Source organism: Nostoc sp., assembly GCF_036919575.1.
Taxonomy (GTDB): Bacteria; Cyanobacteriota; Cyanobacteriia; order Cyanobacteriales; family Nostocaceae; genus Nostoc.
In genome coordinates this window covers 1-18,713 of record NZ_JBALBY010000041.1, presented here as the reverse complement: position 1 = coordinate 18,713, position 18,713 = coordinate 1, and the positions used below count along the sequence as shown (strand labels likewise).

The following is an 18,713-nucleotide window of genomic DNA, read 5'->3' as shown; positions in this document are numbered from 1 at the left end:
GGCACGGCAGTGCCCATGCGTATCAACTTAAGCCAAAACCCTTTTAAAACCTCGTTTCTAGCCAGAGGCTAGAAATGCTGCTCATTGCGGTTCTGTTGCAACTCAAGAGGCGGCAGCCTCCCCATTAGGCATTCCCAGTCAGAGACTGGAAATGAGATCATCTCTAAAAGCTGCTTCTAGACTGGCTTTCACGTTAAGTTGACACCAATGGGCAGTGCCGTGCCCCTACGGGTGTACCTCACGTAAACGAGAACCGCTATAATAAAAAAAATAGCGCCAGCCTGTTATTAGACTGATGCTATTTTTTTTATTTAATTCCCAGTTAAAAATAGTTAGATGAATTTGCTAAATCTTTCTGATTCATTCACCGCAACTTTATTTCTATACAGCACTACGGTTGGTTAACAAATTCCACAAGAAGACTGCGACAATTGCACCGAGAACTGCTACCCCAATTCCTGGAATGCTGAAAGTAGGAGATGCTAGAGCTAAGGTTCCCGTACTAAAGAATACACCTAAACTACCGCCAACAAAAGCACCGATGATTCCTAGCACGATTGTTCCTAGAATCCCGCCACCTTGATGACCAGGGTAGATAGCTTTTGCGATCGCACCAGCAATTAGACCTAATACAATCCAAGCAAGAATATTCATTGTTCTTAATTCGGTAAACGTTTTTCACTTCACTCAAAATATATTAGCAATCTTAATCTTTTGATTCCATCTATCATCAGAATTAATTAATTATATCCATAAGGAATAGTTTAATCGATACTAAGTTTTTTAATATATAAACCAATTGAGGTAGATAATCAATTAAAACAAGTCGCAAGTCGCAAGTCGCAAGTCGCAAGTAAGTTTTGTGACTCTTATTTAGACCCCGACCCAAAACGGGCTGGCTTTTAAAGCAGGGGACTTAAACCCCTAAACTTAGTTAAAAAAAAGCTCCTAGTAGGTCTTTAACTAGGGGCTTATCAAACAAACTATTGCTTGGTAATTGCAGTATATGCCTTTTAACTAGCTCTCTCCTCTACTTGAAGAATTAAGCTGAGTTTTCAAAGACTGTCTCTAAAGTAATGTAAAGGAAGCAAAATCAGGCAATATGCATGACGGGCGCCCAACGCACTGGCTCGACTTTGCGCTCAATCCCCGTTACAAAACTTACAGCAGTTTTCATGTATTTGAACCACATCCGTCGTAGGGGCACAGCAGTGCTCATTGGTGTCAACTTAAGGTGAAACTGATTTAAAATCTCGTTTCCAGCCTCTGGCTGGAAATGCAGATCCTGGTGGCTCTGCCGCCAGTAAGAGAGGCGGAGCCTCAATGAGGGGCATTCCCAGTCGGAGACTGGGAACGAGATAATGAGCAGCATTTCCAGCCTCTGGCTGGAAACGAGGTTTGAAAAGGGTTTTGGCTTAAGTTGACACCAATGAGCAGTGCTGTGCCCCTACCCGCGTGGTCTATTTACCTGAAAATAGCTGTAATTACGAATTACGAATTAGGAATTATTTAATTGCTTATCCCGTCATCACTGCTAATGACTCGATGGCTGATAAATGGGAACAGTCTGCGGTAAGACCAATGCATACTTAAGAAAATCAGACTCACTAAGGTGAGCAGCATGACGCCCAGAATCGTTCCATATGCCTTAGTATGCCACCAAAATCCTGCACCTAGTCGCACAAGCTTCCACAGGCTGTCTATATTTACGCTTTCAGAATCTTGAATGCTAATTGCTAAGGATGCTGCTGTGTTTTGTCGCGCAATTGTCATTTTAATTACTCCTTTATACCTAAGCACTGAGGTATTTAATCTTAAACTACTGTAAATCGATAGATTTTATGGGGTTTATATACAATATCTCATAGCTTGATGCAAGAAGCAAGTTTTAAGGGGATGGGCATTAGTACTGGGTATTAGTATTGAAAATTAGGTATTAGGAAAACTATTCTCTAGTCCCCAGTCCCCAATCTCCAGTCAAAATGCCTAATCAAATTTGGTTATCACAATTGCAAAAACATCGAGCGATCGCAGTCATCCGCGCCTCTAAAATCGAAGTGGGACAGCAAATGGCAATGGCTGTGGCATCTGGGGGAATGCAGTTAATTGAGATTACCTGGAATAGCGATCGCGCTGGGGAATTAATCAGTCAACTACGCTCAGAATTACCAGCTTGTACCATTGGTACTGGTACACTATTCAATGTGCAGCAGCTAGAAGAAGCGATCGCATCTGGGGCGCAATTCCTCTTCACACCCCACGTTGACCCCGCAATGATTCAAGCAGCACAAGAAAAAAATGTCCCTATTATACCAGGAGCTATGACTCCTACAGAAATTTTTACCGCCTGGAGTCAGGGCGCTAGTTGTGTAAAAGTGTTTCCTGTGCAAGCAGTGGGAGGGGCTAATTATATCAAAAGTTTGCAAGGGCCACTGGGTCAGATTCCCTTAATTCCTACTGGCGGCGTGACTCTGGAAAATGCTAAAGAATTTTTGCAAGCGGGAGCGATCGCTGTCGGTTTGAGCGGTGAATTATTTCCTCAAAAGCTTGTCACAGAGGGAAATTGGCAGGCGATCGCATCTGGGGCAAAAAAGCTGATGCGACAGTTAACTTAACTTAGAATCAAATCATCAAACATTCACGTCTATTAAAGTAATAGATATGGAAATAAAGGTGAAAACTGTTGAAGAAGAATTCAGAATTCAGAATTCAGAAGTCAGAAGTCAGAATTCAGAATTCAGAATTCAGAAGTCAGAATTCAGAATCAATTCATTTGGGGATTGGGACCGGCGCAGGAATTGTTGCACCACCAAATTTAAAATTTGGTGGGGGTGCAAAAACGCCGATTATTCATCCGCTTTTTCGGTCAGAATACCTAACATGAATTCTGACTCTTGACTCCTGAATTCTGTTTGATAAGTTTCTCAATATCCCATAATTTGAGTGTGAGTGTATCTAAAATGAAAATACTGATTTATCCTGACTGGGTGCGTCGTTTACAAATACTCCTCAGTGGTACAGCACTATCCTTAAGTGTTTTTACTACTACTGGAACGAGTGAAGTTTGGGCGAATTCCAAAGATCAAGTGATTGCACAAACAATCCAGACATTACAACAATCAGATCAGCGCTGGATTCAAATTAATCTTTCAAAGCAACGATTAATAGCTTGGGAAGGTGACAGAGTGGTTTATGGAAGTGCTATTTCCTCTGGCAAAAAATCCACTCCTACTCTTATTGGTACTTTTAAGATTCAATCCAAGTTCAAAACTACACAGATGCAGGGAGAAGACTACAATGTTCCCAACGTTCCTTATGCAATGTTTTACCAAGGTAATTACGCTATTCACGGAGCTTACTGGCATAAGACATTTGGCACTCCAGTGAGCCACGGCTGTGTGAATATAGCACCTAAACATGCTAAATGGCTATTCGAGTGGGCATCAGTAGGGACACCAGTTGTTATCCAGAAATAGTAGGTGAAGCAGCCAGAAAGCAATTTAGGTAAATCTTGAAGAAGAATGCAGAATCCAGAATTCAGAATTCAGAATTCACCAATCTTTCAGTCGGGGATTCAGCGCAAAGTGCGGTCTTGGGGTCTCCCCCGCCGCAGGATGCGCGAAGCGCTGTAGAGGAGCAACTTTGTAAGAGAGACCCGCCACTGAATTGTTGCATCACCAAATCGTAGATTTGGTGGGGGTCTAAAAAGAGGTTATTCATCCGCCAGTCATACAGAATACCTAACATGAATTCTGACTCCTGACTCCTGAATTCTGTTCGATAAATAACAACAAATCAAGACAATTGAGTAATTCCCAGCATAAAATATTGCTGGGAATATTTTATGCTGGGAATTACTCAACTTGAAATAAAATATAGAAGAGAGCATTTGCACGATTGCCCTAAAGAAATAAGCGTAAATCCTGACAATTCCTGTGTGAAGTTACAAATGCAAATATGAATTCGGGGAAGGTTTGCATTTAGGCATTTAAATGACAGATTTTTTGTAAAGTTTGTCCTTTGTAATTAGTCATTAGGAATGTGGATTAAACAAAATGCAAAACTTCTGTTTTCTAGGATGCGTTAGCCAAGGGCATAACGCACCATTCCGATATTTTTGGTGTGTTACAGAAGCCGTAACACACCCTACAAATAAATCTGACTTTTCACGGTATCTGGAAAACCTCACTTCTATTTCTCTCTTCCTTTTAGGAAAGAGACTTTGAATTTTCCCCCTTAGAGCATCGGGAAGGGGGTTAGGTTTTTTGTGGGCTTTTCCACATGACCTGAATTGTCAGACGAATAAATCTGTGTTCCTTAGTCAATAACAAATGATAAATGTGCAAATTGGACGCAGATTAGCTTAGGACTTGTCTTGAGAAGCATTAGCGGATGAATTGCGTAAATCCTCCACAGGAAGCGAGTGGTCGATCTGGAAATTTGTAGTGTTCCAGAAAATTACTTCACTTCATGATTTTTGCGTAGTTTAGAAAATGAGGCACAATGCAAACCTGGATTCGCAGTGGTGGAATTCGTTCCTCTGGAACTTTTTGTACAGGCGTGGCGCTGATGGTGGTGACTTTATTCTCTTGGTCATCACCGTTAGCAGGTACACCCAACTCGACTACAGCAACAGCCACGTCAGTCGATGAAAACAGCATCACTCTATCTAATATCAGGCAAAGATCCCAACCTCGCTGGATTGAAATTGACCTGTCACAGCAACGCTTACGTGCATGGGAAGGTAATAAAGTTATTCATTCATACCGCATTTCCACAGGTAAGCGATCGACCCCCACACCCATAGGTAGATTTCGGATTAATTCCAAATATCGCACTCACCGAATGCGAGGCAAAGACTACAACATTCCTGACGTTCCTTACACAATGTATTTCTACAGAGGCTATGCCATCCACGGTGCTTACTGGCATAACCGTTTTGGGACTCCAGTCAGCCACGGTTGCGTAAATTTACCTGTTAAGCAAGCTCGCAATCTTTACAACTGGGCTTCAATGGGAACTTTAGTAGTGGTGCGGAAATAATTCGTAATTAAGAGTTTCAATTACGAATTATCGTGATGATGAATTGATTGTTGCGGCAATTCTTACCTTCATAGCATGGGTCTAAAGCCCCCGCCTTGAGGCGGATTGTTTTTAAAGAGGGGTTTAAATCCCCGAATTAAAAACTTCGTTGTCAACTGTCAACTGTCAACTGTTTACAGCAGAAATCATGTATTTGAACCACATCTGTCGTAGGGGCACAGCAGTGCTCATTGGTGTCAACTTAAGGTGAAAACCAGCCTAGAACCAGCTTTTAGCAGATTAGCTCGTTATCTCGTTGGGAATGCCCCTCATTGAGGCTCCGCCTCCGTAACTTGCGGCAGCGCTTTAGCTCCCCTCCCCGCAAGCGGGGAGGGGTTGGGGGTGGGGTTCTTTTATTATGGGTAATTTGGCGGACATGATATGACTCCTGACTTCTGACTTCTGACTCCTGACTCCTGACTCCTGAATTCTGAATTCTGAATTCTGACTCCTGACTCCTGACTCCTGAATTCTGTTTCAATAAGAAGCCCTCAAGTGCAGACGAGGGCTTGGCACTTTTTTGCTAGAGATCGGCTCAATCCCTTCTACCCACGAGCAAGCGTAATCTGAGTAGCATCAAAGTCTTGTAGCCGAGTCATGTTTCCAGTGTTCTTATCTATGCTATACACAACATTAGGTGTTTGATACCTCATCGCTCCAAAGGCCATAAGTTGACCTGTTGCAGAGCAAACCAAGCTTTGTAAGCCATTATTCCATGCTTGACCATTAAGTTTCAATTGTGCCAGTCTGATCGGGTTTTTTTGATTTGAATCTAGCTGCACCAGAGTTGTACTACCATCGAATCCAAGTAAAGAGGTATAGAGTTTTCCATCTGGACACTGAGCTAGATTACTGGCTCGCTCATCGCTTGGGAATTGAATCTTACTAATGGAACTGATCTCTCCGGTTTGAACGTTAATATCCACCAATCTGATCGGCGGTGTACCGTTCTTCTTACCTACTAAACCGATGAGTCGCCCATCATTAGTGCCTAGTAAGCTCCCAAGTTCTTGATCCTGGTTAAGCCCTGAGATTATCAAAGTTTTTACAGGTGTACTCAAAAATGTAATGCGAGTAGGTGCCGCCTGTATGCTATTAGTGCTAATAGGAGTAACAGCTACGACAAGTGTGCCATCACTTAAAGAAGTGAAACCACTCAATATCTCATTAGACTCTACTAAAGGTGTAACGCGATCGGCAGGTTGAGCATCGCCTAAAGAAGTCAAGTTATTGAATATCTGATCAGGGTCTACTAAAGCTCTAATGCGATCGGCAAGTGTGCCATCGCTTAAAGAACTGAAGATACTCAATGCCTCATTAGACTGCACTAAATCTGTACCGTGCTTGGCAAGTATCTGAGAGGCTTGTGGAGTTAGAAGTTGATTCTTTCCTGAAACTAAGGATTGCAAAACAAGTCCTAGTCCTACAGGCTTAATATTTGTGAGTACATTGTTTGAGCCAGTGCTGTCTAATTCAGTGGTGTTGACCTCTGGAATAACGCTTTGGTCAATGGTGATGATATTGCCAGAATCTATACCGATAATTTTTAAACTTGGTGTTTGCGCCAAGACTTTGTTGCTTAGATAACTAATTCCAGATACTACAGTTCCAGCAAGTGCCAACTGGCCAAATTTCCGACGTGATAGCTTGAAACTCATATTTCCACTCCTAGAATTTAGTTAAAGTGCAGTGTATTGAACATAAACGCGTCAGGGACTGACAAATTAAAAAATACCCAACTACTGATTGTGGGGTGGGCGTCTCGCCGTAGCCAAAGGCGGGCAAGATGCCCACCCCACAAGATTGGATAATTTATTTGTCTAGAAATCAATCCCTAATGCTAAGATAATTGCGTCCAGGTTGCTACTGAGGGTGTCCCATTGTTGTCACTAATAAAAAGCATGTACCAGCCTGGTGGTGCGATGTTTCGATTGTTTGTTAGCGTGACATTAAGAGAAGTAGAGTTCCTATAACTAATTGGTACATCCACTAACCTTTGTTCTGCATCGCAGCAATGGGTGGTTGACGTTGGTTTAATCAGACTAACCCATTTAATATTCGCAGCCTGGGGTGTTTGAATCGTAAATTGCAGCCCGTAGCTCAATCTTTGAGGAGCCTTCTGAATGATTGGTCGTGACCGCGACATATACGCAGGACTATAGATTTCTAATCGCAGTTCATTGACCCTCCGAGCGGGATTACCCCCAGCTGTGGCTACCCTACCATCTGGCAGAAGCAAGGCCACCGAGTGATATACGCGGGGGACATTTTGTTTAGCTACTGCTGTCCAGGTATTTGTGGCTGGATCGTAGATTTCTGCTGGCAGCATTGATTGTGTTATGTCTTCATTAATTTTACTACCATTGCAAACAAACACTGTGCGATCGGGCAACAAAACTGCGCTGTGATGCTTCCGAGCATATTTTAGATACCTTGCTGGTACGTAAGTTGGGTTAGTAGCTTTTAGATTTACAATATTCACCCTGGATGTTGCCGTATTACCACTACCCCCACCGATAATCATTACCCTTTGGTCTTGTGCAGGTGGTAAAAGCACACTGGCACCTTGATCGCAGAAAGCTGGCTCTTGCAGCCCTGGCACCATTTTTTCTGTAATGGATTGTGTAAATGTCCCTGGCAGGGTTAGTATCCTTGGTGTCACTCCACTGCCGCCCATGTAAGCACCTGAATAAAAGACGTTTCCACTACTTAGTAGAAATAGCTGTGCGTATGACGGGAGGGGACTAGTTATTGGAAAAGCGTTCCAACCATTTGCAAACGTAGAAGAATAAATTTCTGGTTGTCTGTTGAGCTTGCCATCTTTATCCAATCCAGACACCGCTAATATACGACCACTGCCTAGTGTTAACAAAGTAGGATACCAGCGGCCATTATTCATTGATGGCTTCTTGACCCATTTCTCGGTAATGGGATCAAACATCAGAGCAGAGAATGAACCATAAAATGGATCGTAGCGCAGAGTTCCACCCGCAACCATTAACAGACCATCAGGGTTGAACGAGTGACCGCCGCAAAAAATATCAATAGGTTGATTATTACTATCTAATAAAGGCGCTTGACGGGAAAAGGTTCCCTTGTTTACATCCCAGACCACACTGTCATAGGGAGTATTTAAGCGATTGGGATCGTTACCTGAGCCACAGAAAAATAATATCTTACCAGTACGAAGTAGGGCGGCATGCATAGGTAGGATTGGAACACTGTAGGACAATACTTGCCATTTGTCTGTGGTAGTAGCCTGAGCTATCAAAGTTCCTAAATCCGTTTCCTCTCGAAAGTTAGTCTTGTTATTTGATTGAGTCATTTTATTTACAATTATTCCTACGTAAATTTTATTTAGTTTATCCAACAGAATTCAGGCGCCAGTCGTCAGAATTCATGTTAGGTATTCTGAACGAAAAAGCGGATGAATAATCGGCGTTTTTGCACCCCCACCAAAAATTCTAGTTTTGTGGTGCAACAATTCCTGCGCCGGTTCCAATCCCCGACTGAAAGATTGCTGAATTCTGGATTCTGGATTCTGCATTCTTCTTCAATCCTAAATTTATATCTATACTTTTTTAGGTTTACTTAGTGTTAAGATGTGATGTTTTTTATAAAAAGCTAATGTAAAATCGGTTTTGTCAAGAGTAATTACGCTGTTAATCATATATATTAGAAGTATTTAATTATACTTAATGTCGATTTTTTGGGTTAAGGATAAACGATGCTTTTAAATATGATGGGTAGACGCAAAGAGAAGCTTAAAGGTCAGTTTCTTTTACTCATAATTTTGAAAGCAGCTTGCATTGGGCATCGCTGGTTGAAAATTTGTGTTTCTGACCTCGATTTTTGACTAGGCTTGAAACACTATTACTTATTGACAAATGTCTTAACTTGTTAACAATGGTGTGATGTGACAAAGGGTACATCAAGATGCAACTTGAATGACGATTAGCTTAAATCTGAGAGATTTTTCGCAATGAAGATGATATAAAGTACAGGCAAAGCGTAGTAAAGTAAAGTAGTAAAACTCAGAGTGGGTTGTAAGCAGGGAAACCTACTGAGTAGAAACAGTGGTAACGTCAATCCCTCCCAAAGCAAGATTGTCGCCATGAGCAACTCAACTCCAATGGATGACCAGAAAAATCTCCCAAAGAAAAAGGGCAGGACACTCCCTCCCAAGCTGATCATCTGGCTGGGAAAGTATATCTGGACGACTATGTGGCAGATAATGATGTCAAAGCTTGCTCCTAGCAATCAGTCGGGAGCGTATATTCGTCCTAATAGCCAGTTTCGCAAGTTCATTGGTAAAGAGTCAGGGAATCCTTACCCACCAGCAACGGGGCGCTACAAACTCTATGTTGGGCTGGGCTGTCCTTGGGCGCACCGAACTCTGGTTGTGCGATCGCTCAAAAAACTCGAAGCGGTAATATCAGTATGTATCGTCTCTCCTTCTCCCATTGAAGGCGGTTGGATATTTAACCAGGAAGAACAGGGTTGCAGCACACTAGCTGAATTTTATCAGCTGGCAGAACCTGGTGACAGTGGACGCTCTACAGTGCCAGTATTATGGGATAACCAAACAAAAACTATCGTTAATAATGAGAGTGCAGAGATTATTGTGATGCTGAACTCTCAGTTTAACGAGTTCGCCAACAATCCGACGCTAAATCTTTACCCAGAAGAACTCAAAGAGAAAATTGACTGGTGGAATGAGAAGATTTATCACGCCGTAAATAATGGTGTATATCGCTGCGGCTTTGCTCAAACCCAAGAAGCATACAATCAAGCCTGTAATGAACTGTTCGCAACTCTCGATGAGATTGAGATTGCATTGCAAAATAGTCGATATCTGTGTGGGGACAATCTCACACTCGCAGATGTCCGTTTATTCACAACGTTATTTCGGTTTGATAGTGCCTACTACGGTTTGTTTAAGTGTAATCGGCGGCGAATTCAAGACTATCAGAATCTGGGAGGTTATCTACGCGATCTATATCAGCTTCCAGGTGTTGCTGACACCTGCGATGTCGAGAGTGTGAAGCGGGATTACTACGGGAACCTATTCCCACTCAATCCGGGCGGGATCATTCCTGATGGTCCTGATATATCGTATCTTAATCTACCACATGGGCGCGATCGCATCGGCAAAGTGCATACTTCATAAGGTACATTGAAAACTGATACCTCAATGGCTGCATTCGGGAGTTGGTTTGACACTCCCCGCGATAAATCGACGGGGATTCTTGGTTCAATGAGATCACTTAACTTAGATTCCTTGCGTCGTCTAAGCCAGAGGTGAGGCTCTCCCCAAGCGTTACTTCGGGTATGCCCTACCCTAGCTGCATTGCTGCAAGTCCTGTTTAGTTTGAAACAAATAGTCTCAAAATTCTGAGTCGTCTAGCTCCTATAAATCTTTTACCTACTGCTAGGAGGAAACTAGAACAATGCAGTAGAACCGCATAGATTTAGTTGTCAAGGTTCAGCGCTTTGTCTTTCGACGGCTAGGTTTTTTGAGTGGTTGATTACCTTTCCACTATAATTAGTGTAGCATATTGGTACACTAAATGCTTGAAAAACAGTTGCACGTTAGAGTTTCCCTCTTAAGAGATGAAAGCCCTTGAGCGATATGCTTCTCAATTGCAAAGCGAACCAAAACAAATATTATAAGGGAGTTTCTTCGATCATTAATAGAACAAAAGCCGTCGTTCTACGACGGGGCTTTAAACCCAATTTTTCGGTAATCGTGAACCAGATTAATCGAGTTGCAATTGTTGGTGGAACTCATGGCAATGAGTTTACAGGGGCTTACCTGATTCAAAAATTTGCCCAGTTTCCCGATTTAATTACTAGACCAAGTTTTGAAACAGTCACTCTGTTAGCAAATCCTAACGCTTTTGCGGCAGGGAGGCGATATGTAGAGAAGGATTTAAATCGCTGTTTTCTCAAGCAAGATTTACAAGATCCGACTCTGAACAGTTACGAAGAATTGCAAGCTAAATCAATCCAGAACACCTTAGCATCAAATGGAGATAAACAAGCAGATTTCATCTTAGATTTGCACAGCAGTACAGCTAATATGGGTCTGACAATTATTTTGCTAAACAGTCATCCCTTAAACTTGAAATTGGCTGCTTATCTGAGCCATATAAGTCCTTTGGTGAGGGTTTATCGCTGCTCTTTTAAATCAATTGAAGAAAACCCATTTGTAAATTCTCTGTGCAAATTAGGCTTTGCGATCGAGGTTGGGCCTATTGCCCAAGGTGTCTTAAAAGCGACACTGTTCCAACAAACAGAGGAACTTGTTGATGCAGTTCTGGACTATCTAGAACAATTTAACCAGGGTCAAATTCCATCAACTAACGAAACTTTGATTCTCTATGACCATTTATCAGTTGTGGACTATCCAAAAAAACAGGATGGGACAATCTTTGGAATGATTCATCCAGAGCTTCAAGATAAGGATTATCAAGCCTTGAATCCAGGAGATCCAATTTTTATCACATTTGATGATAAAACAATTATTTATGAGGGAAAATCTACCGTTTGGCCTATTTTTATTAATGAGGCAGCTTACTATGAAAAGGGAATTGCAATGTGTTTGACTCAGAAGCAGCAAATCAATATCTAGTACAGCTTGGCAAAAATACAGCTATTATTTCAATTAACCAGACAAGTAGGGGCAATTCATGAATTGCCCCTACTCAAACCCCTTGTTAAAGATAGGCAAACTCCCGCGACAATGTACAAGTACTTTGTCAAGCTAGTAATAAAGGGTTTGTAGTAAGCACTTTAGTGCTTATAATCCCTGAGTCGAACTACGAAACTTGACCGATAAAGACCAAACCTAAGACTATAATTTACGCTTAAAATTGTCCAAATACTTGAACTAATAATGCAAACCAAGCGACCAGTAAACAAACCAATAGCCAGCCTTTCTTTAGATTTGGATAATATTTGGTCTTATTTAAAAAATCAGGGCGCTCCGGGTTGGGAGACTTTCCCTTCTTACCTGGATATCGCAGTACCTCGTTTCTTAGATATTCTTCAGCAATGGGATTTGACAATCACAGTATTCATTGTGGGTCAGGATGCAGCGCTGGAAAAGAACACCAAGGCATTACAAGCGATCGCTAAGGCTGGTCACGAAATTGGCAATCATTCATTTTACCATGATCCTTGGCTACATCTGTATTCAGAGGATGAGATTGAAGAAGAAGTGGCGATCGCTGAAGAACATATCAAGCGCGTCACTCATCAACATCCTATCGGCTTTCGGGGACCGGGATACAGTTTTTCTCCTGCGGTATTGAAAGTCTTAGCACGACGGGGATACGAATATGATGCTTCGACTTTTCCCACATTTTTGGGGCCGATAGCACGAGCGTATTATTTGATGACTTGTAAACTGAGTAAGGAAGAACGCAAGAAACGGGAAGCCCTGTTTGGCGGTTTCAAAGACGGTTTGCAGCCTCTGAAACCTTACCAGTGGCACATGGGTAAGGATAAACTCACTGAGATTCCCGTTACCACTATGCCAATTTTCAAGGTGCCAATTCACTTCAGTTACATCATGTATCTGAGTACATTTTCTTCGGAAGTGGCGTTACTCTACTTGCGAATTGCCCTGTGGCTGTGTAAACTTACACGCGTCCAGCCTTCTTTGCTACTCCATCCTACAGACTTTTTAAGTCAAGAGGATGTGCCAGAACTATCATTCTTTCCTGGTATGAGTGTTCCCACCTACAAAAAGCTGGCAATAGTGAATAAAAGTTTAGAACTTATATCCAGTCAGTTCAACGTTTTGACTGTTGGACAACACGCCAAATTCGTAGTCGGCGCCCGTCAACTGCCTGTATTAGTGCCTCAAAAGAGGTAATACACCAGAATTCAGAATTAAGGAGTCAGAATTCAGAAGTAAAACAGGCTTTATCCCTGGCTTTGAGACGAATCGTTGTGTACAACACCCAACCTGAAATCTGCTGTAATTTACGAAACTCTAGTAGAAATATACTTATCAACAAGAAACATTATTGATAAATTTTGTTTAACTAAGTTTAGGGGTTTAAGTCCCCTGCTTTAAAAGCCAGCCCGTTTTGGGTCGGGGTCTGTCTTACAAAGTTGCACAAGAGGGGAGACCCCAAGACCGCAATGCAGCGCTGTCTTGAGAAATCGCTCCTCTTGGGGCTTTGCCCAAGACCGCGTTTCTCGCACTTCTCCCCGCTCCCTTAACTTACTTGCGACTGCGAAAGAGCGACTTGCGACTTGTTTTAACTCTCGGTTAAAAAAGGCTTTATCCGAATGGGAGATTGAGCGTAAAAATCGGGAGCTTTTCAGGGGAGCCAGTTCTCTTGAAGCCAGCTGACATTTGCTAGCAAGAATGTGTAAAGTAAGTGAGTGCCGTTACTATATTCAATCTTTGAAACATCTATCTATGGCTAGAAAAAATCAACGTCTTTTGCTGCTAGTTCTTTCCTGTAGTATAACTGGTGTAATTTTAGGAGGTACTGCCGGTTGGGCAGAAAGTAGTCTCTGCTTGGATGACAGTAAGGTTACAAGTGAGTGTCTAACTCAAAATCCAATCCAAAAAACTATCCAAGGGATGAGTACCGGATTGTTAGCTGGGGCTGGGGCCGCTTTCGGTGCAGTATGGCAGTTACGGCATGAAGACTGAGCGTGAACTACCACTAACCCGGAGTTCCGGGTTAGACCCAGTTTCTGTACTAAAATCCTGATTTATGTAGCTTTGGAAGAATACCGCTCTATTAAGTTGATGTGCAGCTAAATTGCATAACACGAAAACCCAAAAATATTGTAGTGCGGTCCGAAAAGCCCGCGTCCAATATACAAATTAAATACGCAACAGCTTAATGCACGAGCAAATTTCTGGTGTTGTTCAGCTAGATGTTGAGGAGAGATGAACTGAGCATTGCCCATGAAGCGGTACATCCAGCGACAAAACTCCTCCAGCGATCGCTCAGGCAATTTAACAATGTAATATAATCTATGTAAGTAGGTTTGCTATGTGTCTTATTCATAAGTCTGGGTTAATCGCCTGGATTGGTGAACGAAATAATCAGCTTTTTGGTCATTTACGTTGTTTTATTGACAGATCAGCGCTTAACGTTTGTCCATCTTGGAAGTAAAGGTAAAGATTATTGCCTTCTTGTGGGTGTATACTTTCCATAAAATAGCTAGCTATATTAATTTTTCAAGAATTAATTAATAACCCATGATAGAAACCATCAATCAGTCTCAAGAAACGGCAATTCTGGAGAGCTTTCTAGAATTGGTGAAATCTCCTTATGGAGATTTCGCTGCCATTGGTAAGCTTTCCCGTTTTCTGAATGATCCAGCTACGCTCCAAAAAATTGTGGCATTTCTCAGCCTGACCCCCCAAGGCAAACAAGCTTTTGTAGACCGCCCCTTGCTGGGAAAAATCGATTTACAGCAACTGCATCAATTACCGAACCATACACTGGGCTATCTGTATGCCGATCACATGATTAGAAAAGGATTAACTCCACCACCTGTCAAGGAAATTGTAAACGATCCGTTTATGTTTTTGGGTGCTCACATTGGTGAAACTCATGACATCTGGCACGTCGTTACAGGGTGTGATACTGATAAACCTGGTGAGGTGAAACTAGAAGCTTTTTATATCGCACAATTGGTTCCAGACCGTTTATTTCTAGCCCTGCTTGCTAAGAATTTGCTCAAAACCGCAATGTACGAAGTCGAACTCTGTGAGCAGATTATGGATGGGTTGACGCAAGGCTGGATGATGGGAAAACGGGCAAAACCTTTGTTTGGTATCGAATGGAACAGATTATGGGAAACACCCTTAGAAGAGGTGCAGACATCTTTGAACATTGCACCGATTTAAGTGCGAACGCAGTTCTTCTCAAAAATAAAAAGCGGAGGTATTAATTAATAATTATTGGCAATAACTCTTGAGTGGCGCGTTATCTAACGAGATGGTGTGAAACCATACTTAACTAAGTTTAGGGGTTTAAGTCCCCTGCTTTAAAAGCCAGCCCGTTTTGGGTCGGGGTCTCTCTTACAAAGTTGCACAAGAGGGGAGACCCCAAGACCGCAATGCAGCGCTGTCTTGAGAAATCGCTCCTCTTGGGGCTTTGCCCAAGACCGCGTTTCTCGCTAAATCCCCGCTCCCTTAACTTACTTGCGACTGCGAAAGAGCGACTTGCGACTTGTTTTAATTGATTCTGACTCCTGAATTCGGAATTCGGAATTCTTCTTTTTTATGACATTTCAGCATCTGCGTGTGAAGTGAGTTTAAGCACCTCATGCCAATAAGAAAAAGACTGCAACTATGATAAAGCCTGCTGTTGAGTTTATTGCTCCTTTTACACATTTACAGCCAATGATTTCCATGCTTTCTGACAAGCCAATTGTCTAACTGTGCTAACACTTCGCTGCAACAGACTGAATCGATATCTGGGTTGGGATGCAAAGAAGCAAGCGTATGGGCGCATTTGCATTCTTGGTAGGTTATAGAGAATAATCACAAAGAAAGCAGCTTTGGCATCTTCGTGCGAGAGAATAAATATAAAATATGGCGATCGCAATCGATTTTGGTACTAGCAACACAGTCATTGCTCGTTGGAACCCTGTAACCCAGCAGCCAGAAACCCTGAATCTACCAGGTTTATCAATTAAACAAAGTCTGAATCCGCCACTGATTCCCAGCTTGGTTTATGTTGAAGACGCAACCCAAAATAAAGTCTTAGTCGGGCAACAAGTACGCGATCGCGGTCTTGACCTCAAAGGCGAAACGCGATTTTTCCGCAGCTTCAAGCGCGGTATCGGTGCAAATATCCAAGGTTTCTTACCCGAATTAGATGGGCAAGTTGTCACCTTTGAACAAGTAGGGCAATGGTTCCTCACCCAAGTAATTGAACAACTAGCGCCTCTGCAAGGTGGGTTAGATTCTCTAGTTTTAACGGTACCCGTAGATAGTTTTGAAGCCTATCGTCACTGGTTGGGGAAAGTTTGTCAAGCCCTTCCCGTCGAACAGGTGCGGATGCTGGATGAACCCACAGCCGCCGCCTTGGGTTATGGCTTGGCAGCTCAAGAAATTCTCTTGGTGATTGACTTTGGTGGTGGTACTTTGGATTTGTCCCTTGTGCGGTTGGATCAAGGCGTGCAAGCAAGCACAAAGCCCTTGGGATTTATCCTCAAGTGGGGTAATAAGTCCTTGGCTGAAGATTCCAAACAAAAAGTTAAAACAGCCCGTGTGCTGGCGAAAGCTGGGCAAAATTTGGGCGGTACTGATATTGATAATTGGTTAGTAGATTACTTTGCCAAAACTCAAGAGTTGGCGGTAAGTCCCTTGACAACACGATTGGCAGAACGGGTGAAAATTCAGCTATCAACCCAAAACCAAGCTAGCGAAGTTTATTTTGACGATGAGACATTTGAAAGCTATGAACTGGAATTAAACCGCGACACTTTTGAAAATATCCTCAAAGAACACGCATTTTTTGAGTTACTGGATGAGTCGATGACAACATTGTTGCAGCAAGCAAAACGCCAAGGGATAGAACTTCCAGATATTAATGCAGTTTTGTTAGTTGGTGGGACAGTGCAATTACCGGCAGTGCAGACATGGATCAAACAGTATTTTGAGCCAGAAAAAATCCGTTGCGAACGTCCCTTTGAAGCAATCGCTCAAGGTGCATTACAGTTAGCTCAAGGGATACAAATCAAAGACTTTCTCTACCATAGTTATGGTATCCGCTATTGGGATCGTCGTAATCAGCGTCACAAATGGCATTCTTTAATTAAAGCTGGACAGGCATACCCAATGAGTCAGCCAGTGGAATTAGTCTTAGGCGCTTCTGTGGAAAATCAGCCTAGTATTGAACTAATTATGGGAGAATTGGGAGCAGATACAGGTAGTACTGAAGTTTATTTTGATGGCGATCGCTTAATTACTCGCCGTCTGGATGGTAGCGAAACCAGCGTCAAACCCCTCAACGATCAAGAAGGAGCGAGGACAATTGCCCAACTGACACCAGCCGGATATCCAGGAAGCGATCGCGTCAAAATCCTCTTTCAAGTTGATGAACAACGGTTTTTACGAATCACCGTTGAGGACTTGTTAACTAATGATACACTTTTGGAAAATCAACTTGTGGCACAGTTGAGCTAGATATAATCCACATCATCAGTCGTAAAAAGCTGCGCGAATTTTGCCAAAAGTATGCTGATTCCTGTGATGCGCTTAACAGCTGGTACAAGGCTGCCAATAAAGCTAGATGGAATAATCTTGCCCAAGTGCAAGCAGTTTATCCTCAAGCAGAAGCTGTTGGGAATTTCACTGTTTTTAATATCAAAGGCGACAAATATCGTCTGATAGTTGATTTGGTTTATAGTGACCAAATAATTTATCTGAAATACATTTTTACGCACGCAGAATATGATCAGGATAAGTGGAAAAATGACCCTTACTTTTAACCGTGAAACTTATGCTAGTTTGCTTGCTAAATATCAACCCAAGGTTATTAAAACAGATGAGGAAAACGAGCAAGCTATTGCACTAGCTGAGGAACTGTCTCATCGAGTTAACCGAACTTTAGAAGAGTCGGGATTATTAGATTTGTTGATCGCTCTGATAGAAAAGTATGAGGATGAGCATTATCCAATGGGAGAATCAACGGCACGCTCAATGTTTCTCCATTTGATTGATACTCAGAGTGTTAAGGAAGCTGAGTTGGTAGCAATTCTCGGTTCAAGAGAGGTTGTTTCTCAAGTTATGAGCGGAAAACAAGAAATTACTCAGGAGATGGCTAAAGACTTAGGCAACTTTTTTCACGTTGATACTAGTTTGTTTGAGAATTGAGTTATTGCTAACCACCCATTTTTAACCATCCAAAAACTTGATTGACGGTTAGTGCAAGTTCAATTTCTGGTAATACAGGCAAAAAATCTTCTCCCTGGAGTAACACTGGCTGTCGCTCTGGTAGAAATACCAAGATACTCAGATCATCAGGGTCAAGAAACCATCCCAGGCGGCTGCCATACTTCAGACAGTGAAGAATATTCCCAATTACTTTGTTGGGTTTTTGTCCTGGCGAGAGAATCTCAATCGTCCAATCTGGTGGAAGTTCAAAATTATCAGGTACGTCATCATCAACGGTGAACGGTATGCGTTCCCACTGAAATACAGCCACATCAGGTATGATTGAGCGATCGCCAAAAGTACACCGTAATTCGGGAAAAGCATAGGCAATCTTCTGATTCTCCGTAACTTCATTAACAACAGCACAAAGTTTACCTTGTAAGCGGCTGTGTCTCCCTTTCGGCATTGGCTTTTGAATAATCTCTTCGTTAATATATTCACTCGCAGGCTTTGTTTCTGGGAGCTTCAGAAATTCCTCTAGGGTAACTCGTTGAGTAGTTGAGTAGCTCATGGCTCCTGAATCCCTCGAAGATGTGTTTTTAGTCTAGCAGTATGTATTGAAAGGTGCGTTCACGGAGTGGAACACACCTTTCCATAAATCAAGTTACAGCTATTTTCAGGTAAATAGACCACGCGGTAGGGGCACAGCAGTGCTCATTGGTGTCAACTTAAGACGATAAAGCCCATATTTGTTGGGTGTAAG

The 18,713-nt window shown here is 42.3% G+C and carries 19 protein-coding genes; 11 read left to right on the top strand and 8 right to left on the bottom strand.

The features are described 5' to 3' along the window. Positions 1-381: 381 nt before the first annotated feature. The 3 genes from V7K27_RS12565 to V7K27_RS12555 form a co-directional block, all read right to left on the bottom strand. Positions 382-654, bottom strand: coding sequence for a GlsB/YeaQ/YmgE family stress response membrane protein (locus V7K27_RS12565; RefSeq protein WP_334829023.1), 273 nt, complete (start codon positions 652-654; stop codon positions 382-384). Between the two features lie 439 nt (positions 655-1,093). Continuing rightward, entirely contained in the window at positions 1,094-1,219 is a 126-nt protein-coding gene (locus V7K27_RS12560; protein WP_334947576.1) for a hypothetical protein, read from the bottom strand. Positions 1,220-1,509: 290 nt separating this feature from the next. Beyond that, positions 1,510-1,773: a hypothetical protein gene (locus V7K27_RS12555; protein WP_334947574.1), complete on the bottom strand. Its 264-nt coding sequence runs from the start codon at positions 1,771-1,773 to the stop codon at positions 1,510-1,512. A 209-nt stretch (positions 1,774-1,982) separates the two neighbouring features. Between V7K27_RS12555 and V7K27_RS12550 the strand changes: the two genes are divergently transcribed. The 3 genes from V7K27_RS12550 to V7K27_RS12540 all read left to right on the top strand — a co-directional run bounded on the left by V7K27_RS12550 (position 1,983) and on the right by V7K27_RS12540 (position 5,043). Next, positions 1,983-2,615, top strand: coding sequence for a bifunctional 4-hydroxy-2-oxoglutarate aldolase/2-dehydro-3-deoxy-phosphogluconate aldolase (locus tag V7K27_RS12550; RefSeq protein ID WP_334947572.1), 633 nt, complete (start codon positions 1,983-1,985; stop codon positions 2,613-2,615). 345 nt (positions 2,616-2,960) lie between these two features. Further along, a complete protein-coding gene (locus V7K27_RS12545) occupies positions 2,961-3,476 on the top strand; it encodes a L,D-transpeptidase (RefSeq protein WP_334947570.1) in 516 nt (171 codons plus the stop codon). Positions 3,477-4,503: 1,027 nt separating this feature from the next. Then, entirely contained in the window at positions 4,504-5,043 is a 540-nt protein-coding gene (locus tag V7K27_RS12540; protein ID WP_334947569.1) for a L,D-transpeptidase, read from the top strand. A 584-nt stretch (positions 5,044-5,627) separates the two neighbouring features. Here V7K27_RS12540 and V7K27_RS12535 read toward each other — a convergent pair. The 3 genes from V7K27_RS12535 to V7K27_RS12525 all read right to left on the bottom strand — a co-directional run bounded on the left by V7K27_RS12535 (position 5,628) and on the right by V7K27_RS12525 (position 8,629). Beyond that, positions 5,628-6,740 (bottom strand): hypothetical protein, encoded by a 1,113-nt coding sequence (locus V7K27_RS12535; RefSeq protein WP_334947567.1) that lies wholly within the window; start codon positions 6,738-6,740, stop codon positions 5,628-5,630. A gap of 182 nt (positions 6,741-6,922) precedes the next feature. Next, positions 6,923-8,407 (bottom strand): galactose oxidase-like domain-containing protein, encoded by a 1,485-nt coding sequence (locus V7K27_RS12530; RefSeq protein WP_334947565.1) that lies wholly within the window; start codon positions 8,405-8,407, stop codon positions 6,923-6,925. Between the two features lie 72 nt (positions 8,408-8,479). Then, positions 8,480-8,629 (bottom strand): hypothetical protein, encoded by a 150-nt coding sequence (locus tag V7K27_RS12525; protein WP_334947563.1) that lies wholly within the window; start codon positions 8,627-8,629, stop codon positions 8,480-8,482. A 567-nt stretch (positions 8,630-9,196) separates the two neighbouring features. On the opposite strand from V7K27_RS12525, the gene V7K27_RS12520 reads away from it, so the two are divergent. The 4 genes from V7K27_RS12520 (at position 9,197) to V7K27_RS12505 (ending at position 13,759) form a co-directional block, all read left to right on the top strand. Then, positions 9,197-10,252, top strand: a complete 1,056-nt coding sequence (locus V7K27_RS12520) for a glutathione S-transferase family protein (RefSeq protein WP_334947561.1) — start codon at positions 9,197-9,199, stop codon at positions 10,250-10,252. Between the two features lie 579 nt (positions 10,253-10,831). Then, positions 10,832-11,716, top strand: a complete 885-nt coding sequence (locus tag V7K27_RS12515; protein WP_334947559.1) for an aspartoacylase — start codon at positions 10,832-10,834, stop codon at positions 11,714-11,716. Between the two features lie 264 nt (positions 11,717-11,980). After that, the gene (locus V7K27_RS12510; protein WP_334947557.1) at positions 11,981-12,964 is read left to right on the top strand and encodes a polysaccharide deacetylase family protein; all 984 of its coding nucleotides are present in this window, start codon (positions 11,981-11,983) and stop codon (positions 12,962-12,964) included. 555 nt (positions 12,965-13,519) lie between these two features. After that, on the top strand, positions 13,520-13,759 hold the full coding sequence (locus V7K27_RS12505) for a hypothetical protein (RefSeq protein ID WP_334828999.1): 240 nt from the start codon (positions 13,520-13,522) through the stop codon (positions 13,757-13,759). A gap of 226 nt (positions 13,760-13,985) precedes the next feature. Here the strand turns inward: V7K27_RS12505 and V7K27_RS12500 are convergent, their stop codons facing one another. Next, positions 13,986-14,123: a hypothetical protein gene (locus tag V7K27_RS12500; RefSeq protein WP_334947555.1), complete on the bottom strand. Its 138-nt coding sequence runs from the start codon at positions 14,121-14,123 to the stop codon at positions 13,986-13,988. A 194-nt stretch (positions 14,124-14,317) separates the two neighbouring features. Here V7K27_RS12500 and V7K27_RS12495 point away from each other — a divergent pair, with 194 nt between their 5' ends. The 4 genes from V7K27_RS12495 to V7K27_RS12480 all read left to right on the top strand — a co-directional run bounded on the left by V7K27_RS12495 (position 14,318) and on the right by V7K27_RS12480 (position 17,950). Next, positions 14,318-14,971: a Coq4 family protein gene (locus tag V7K27_RS12495; protein ID WP_334947553.1), complete on the top strand. Its 654-nt coding sequence runs from the start codon at positions 14,318-14,320 to the stop codon at positions 14,969-14,971. A 690-nt stretch (positions 14,972-15,661) separates the two neighbouring features. Beyond that, positions 15,662-17,260, top strand: a complete 1,599-nt coding sequence (locus tag V7K27_RS12490) for an Hsp70 family protein (RefSeq protein ID WP_334947551.1) — start codon at positions 15,662-15,664, stop codon at positions 17,258-17,260. A 5-nt stretch (positions 17,261-17,265) separates the two neighbouring features. After that, positions 17,266-17,565 (top strand): type II toxin-antitoxin system HigB family toxin, encoded by a 300-nt coding sequence (locus tag V7K27_RS12485; protein ID WP_334947609.1) that lies wholly within the window; start codon positions 17,266-17,268, stop codon positions 17,563-17,565. After that, entirely contained in the window at positions 17,549-17,950 is a 402-nt protein-coding gene (locus V7K27_RS12480; protein WP_334947549.1) for a helix-turn-helix domain-containing protein, read from the top strand. The genes V7K27_RS12485 and V7K27_RS12480 overlap by 17 nt, the downstream gene beginning before the upstream one ends. A 7-nt stretch (positions 17,951-17,957) precedes the next feature. Here the strand turns inward: V7K27_RS12480 and V7K27_RS12475 are convergent, their stop codons facing one another. Continuing rightward, the gene (locus V7K27_RS12475; protein WP_334947547.1) at positions 17,958-18,521 is read right to left on the bottom strand and encodes a Uma2 family endonuclease; all 564 of its coding nucleotides are present in this window, start codon (positions 18,519-18,521) and stop codon (positions 17,958-17,960) included. Positions 18,522-18,713: the final 192 nt, after the last annotated feature.

Bases quoted from the DNA above. Each gene is read 5' to 3' on its own strand.
- V7K27_RS12535 (WP_334947567.1), bottom strand. From the start codon at position 6,740: ATGAGTTTCAAGCTATCACGTCGGAAATTTGGCCAGTTGGCACTTGCT.
- V7K27_RS12500 (WP_334947555.1), bottom strand. From the start codon at position 14,123: ATGAATAAGACACATAGCAAACCTACTTACATAGATTATATTACATTG.
- V7K27_RS12475 (WP_334947547.1), bottom strand. From the start codon at position 18,521: ATGAGCTACTCAACTACTCAACGAGTTACCCTAGAGGAATTTCTGAAG.
- V7K27_RS12555 (WP_334947574.1), bottom strand. From the start codon at position 1,773: ATGACAATTGCGCGACAAAACACAGCAGCATCCTTAGCAATTAGCATT.
- V7K27_RS12525 (WP_334947563.1), bottom strand. From the start codon at position 8,629: ATGCAGAATCCAGAATCCAGAATTCAGCAATCTTTCAGTCGGGGATTG.
- V7K27_RS12540 (WP_334947569.1), top strand. From the start codon at position 4,504: ATGCAAACCTGGATTCGCAGTGGTGGAATTCGTTCCTCTGGAACTTTT.
- V7K27_RS12510 (WP_334947557.1), top strand. From the start codon at position 11,981: ATGCAAACCAAGCGACCAGTAAACAAACCAATAGCCAGCCTTTCTTTA.
- V7K27_RS12495 (WP_334947553.1), top strand. From the start codon at position 14,318: ATGATAGAAACCATCAATCAGTCTCAAGAAACGGCAATTCTGGAGAGC.
- V7K27_RS12560 (WP_334947576.1), bottom strand. From the start codon at position 1,219: ATGAGCACTGCTGTGCCCCTACGACGGATGTGGTTCAAATACATGAAA.
- V7K27_RS12490 (WP_334947551.1), top strand. From the start codon at position 15,662: ATGGCGATCGCAATCGATTTTGGTACTAGCAACACAGTCATTGCTCGT.
- V7K27_RS12520 (WP_334947561.1), top strand. From the start codon at position 9,197: ATGAGCAACTCAACTCCAATGGATGACCAGAAAAATCTCCCAAAGAAA.
- V7K27_RS12505 (WP_334828999.1), top strand. From the start codon at position 13,520: ATGGCTAGAAAAAATCAACGTCTTTTGCTGCTAGTTCTTTCCTGTAGT.
- V7K27_RS12530 (WP_334947565.1), bottom strand. From the start codon at position 8,407: ATGACTCAATCAAATAACAAGACTAACTTTCGAGAGGAAACGGATTTA.
- V7K27_RS12480 (WP_334947549.1), top strand. From the start codon at position 17,549: ATGACCCTTACTTTTAACCGTGAAACTTATGCTAGTTTGCTTGCTAAA.
- V7K27_RS12565 (WP_334829023.1), bottom strand. From the start codon at position 654: ATGAATATTCTTGCTTGGATTGTATTAGGTCTAATTGCTGGTGCGATC.
- V7K27_RS12545 (WP_334947570.1), top strand. From the start codon at position 2,961: ATGAAAATACTGATTTATCCTGACTGGGTGCGTCGTTTACAAATACTC.
- V7K27_RS12550 (WP_334947572.1), top strand. From the start codon at position 1,983: ATGCCTAATCAAATTTGGTTATCACAATTGCAAAAACATCGAGCGATC.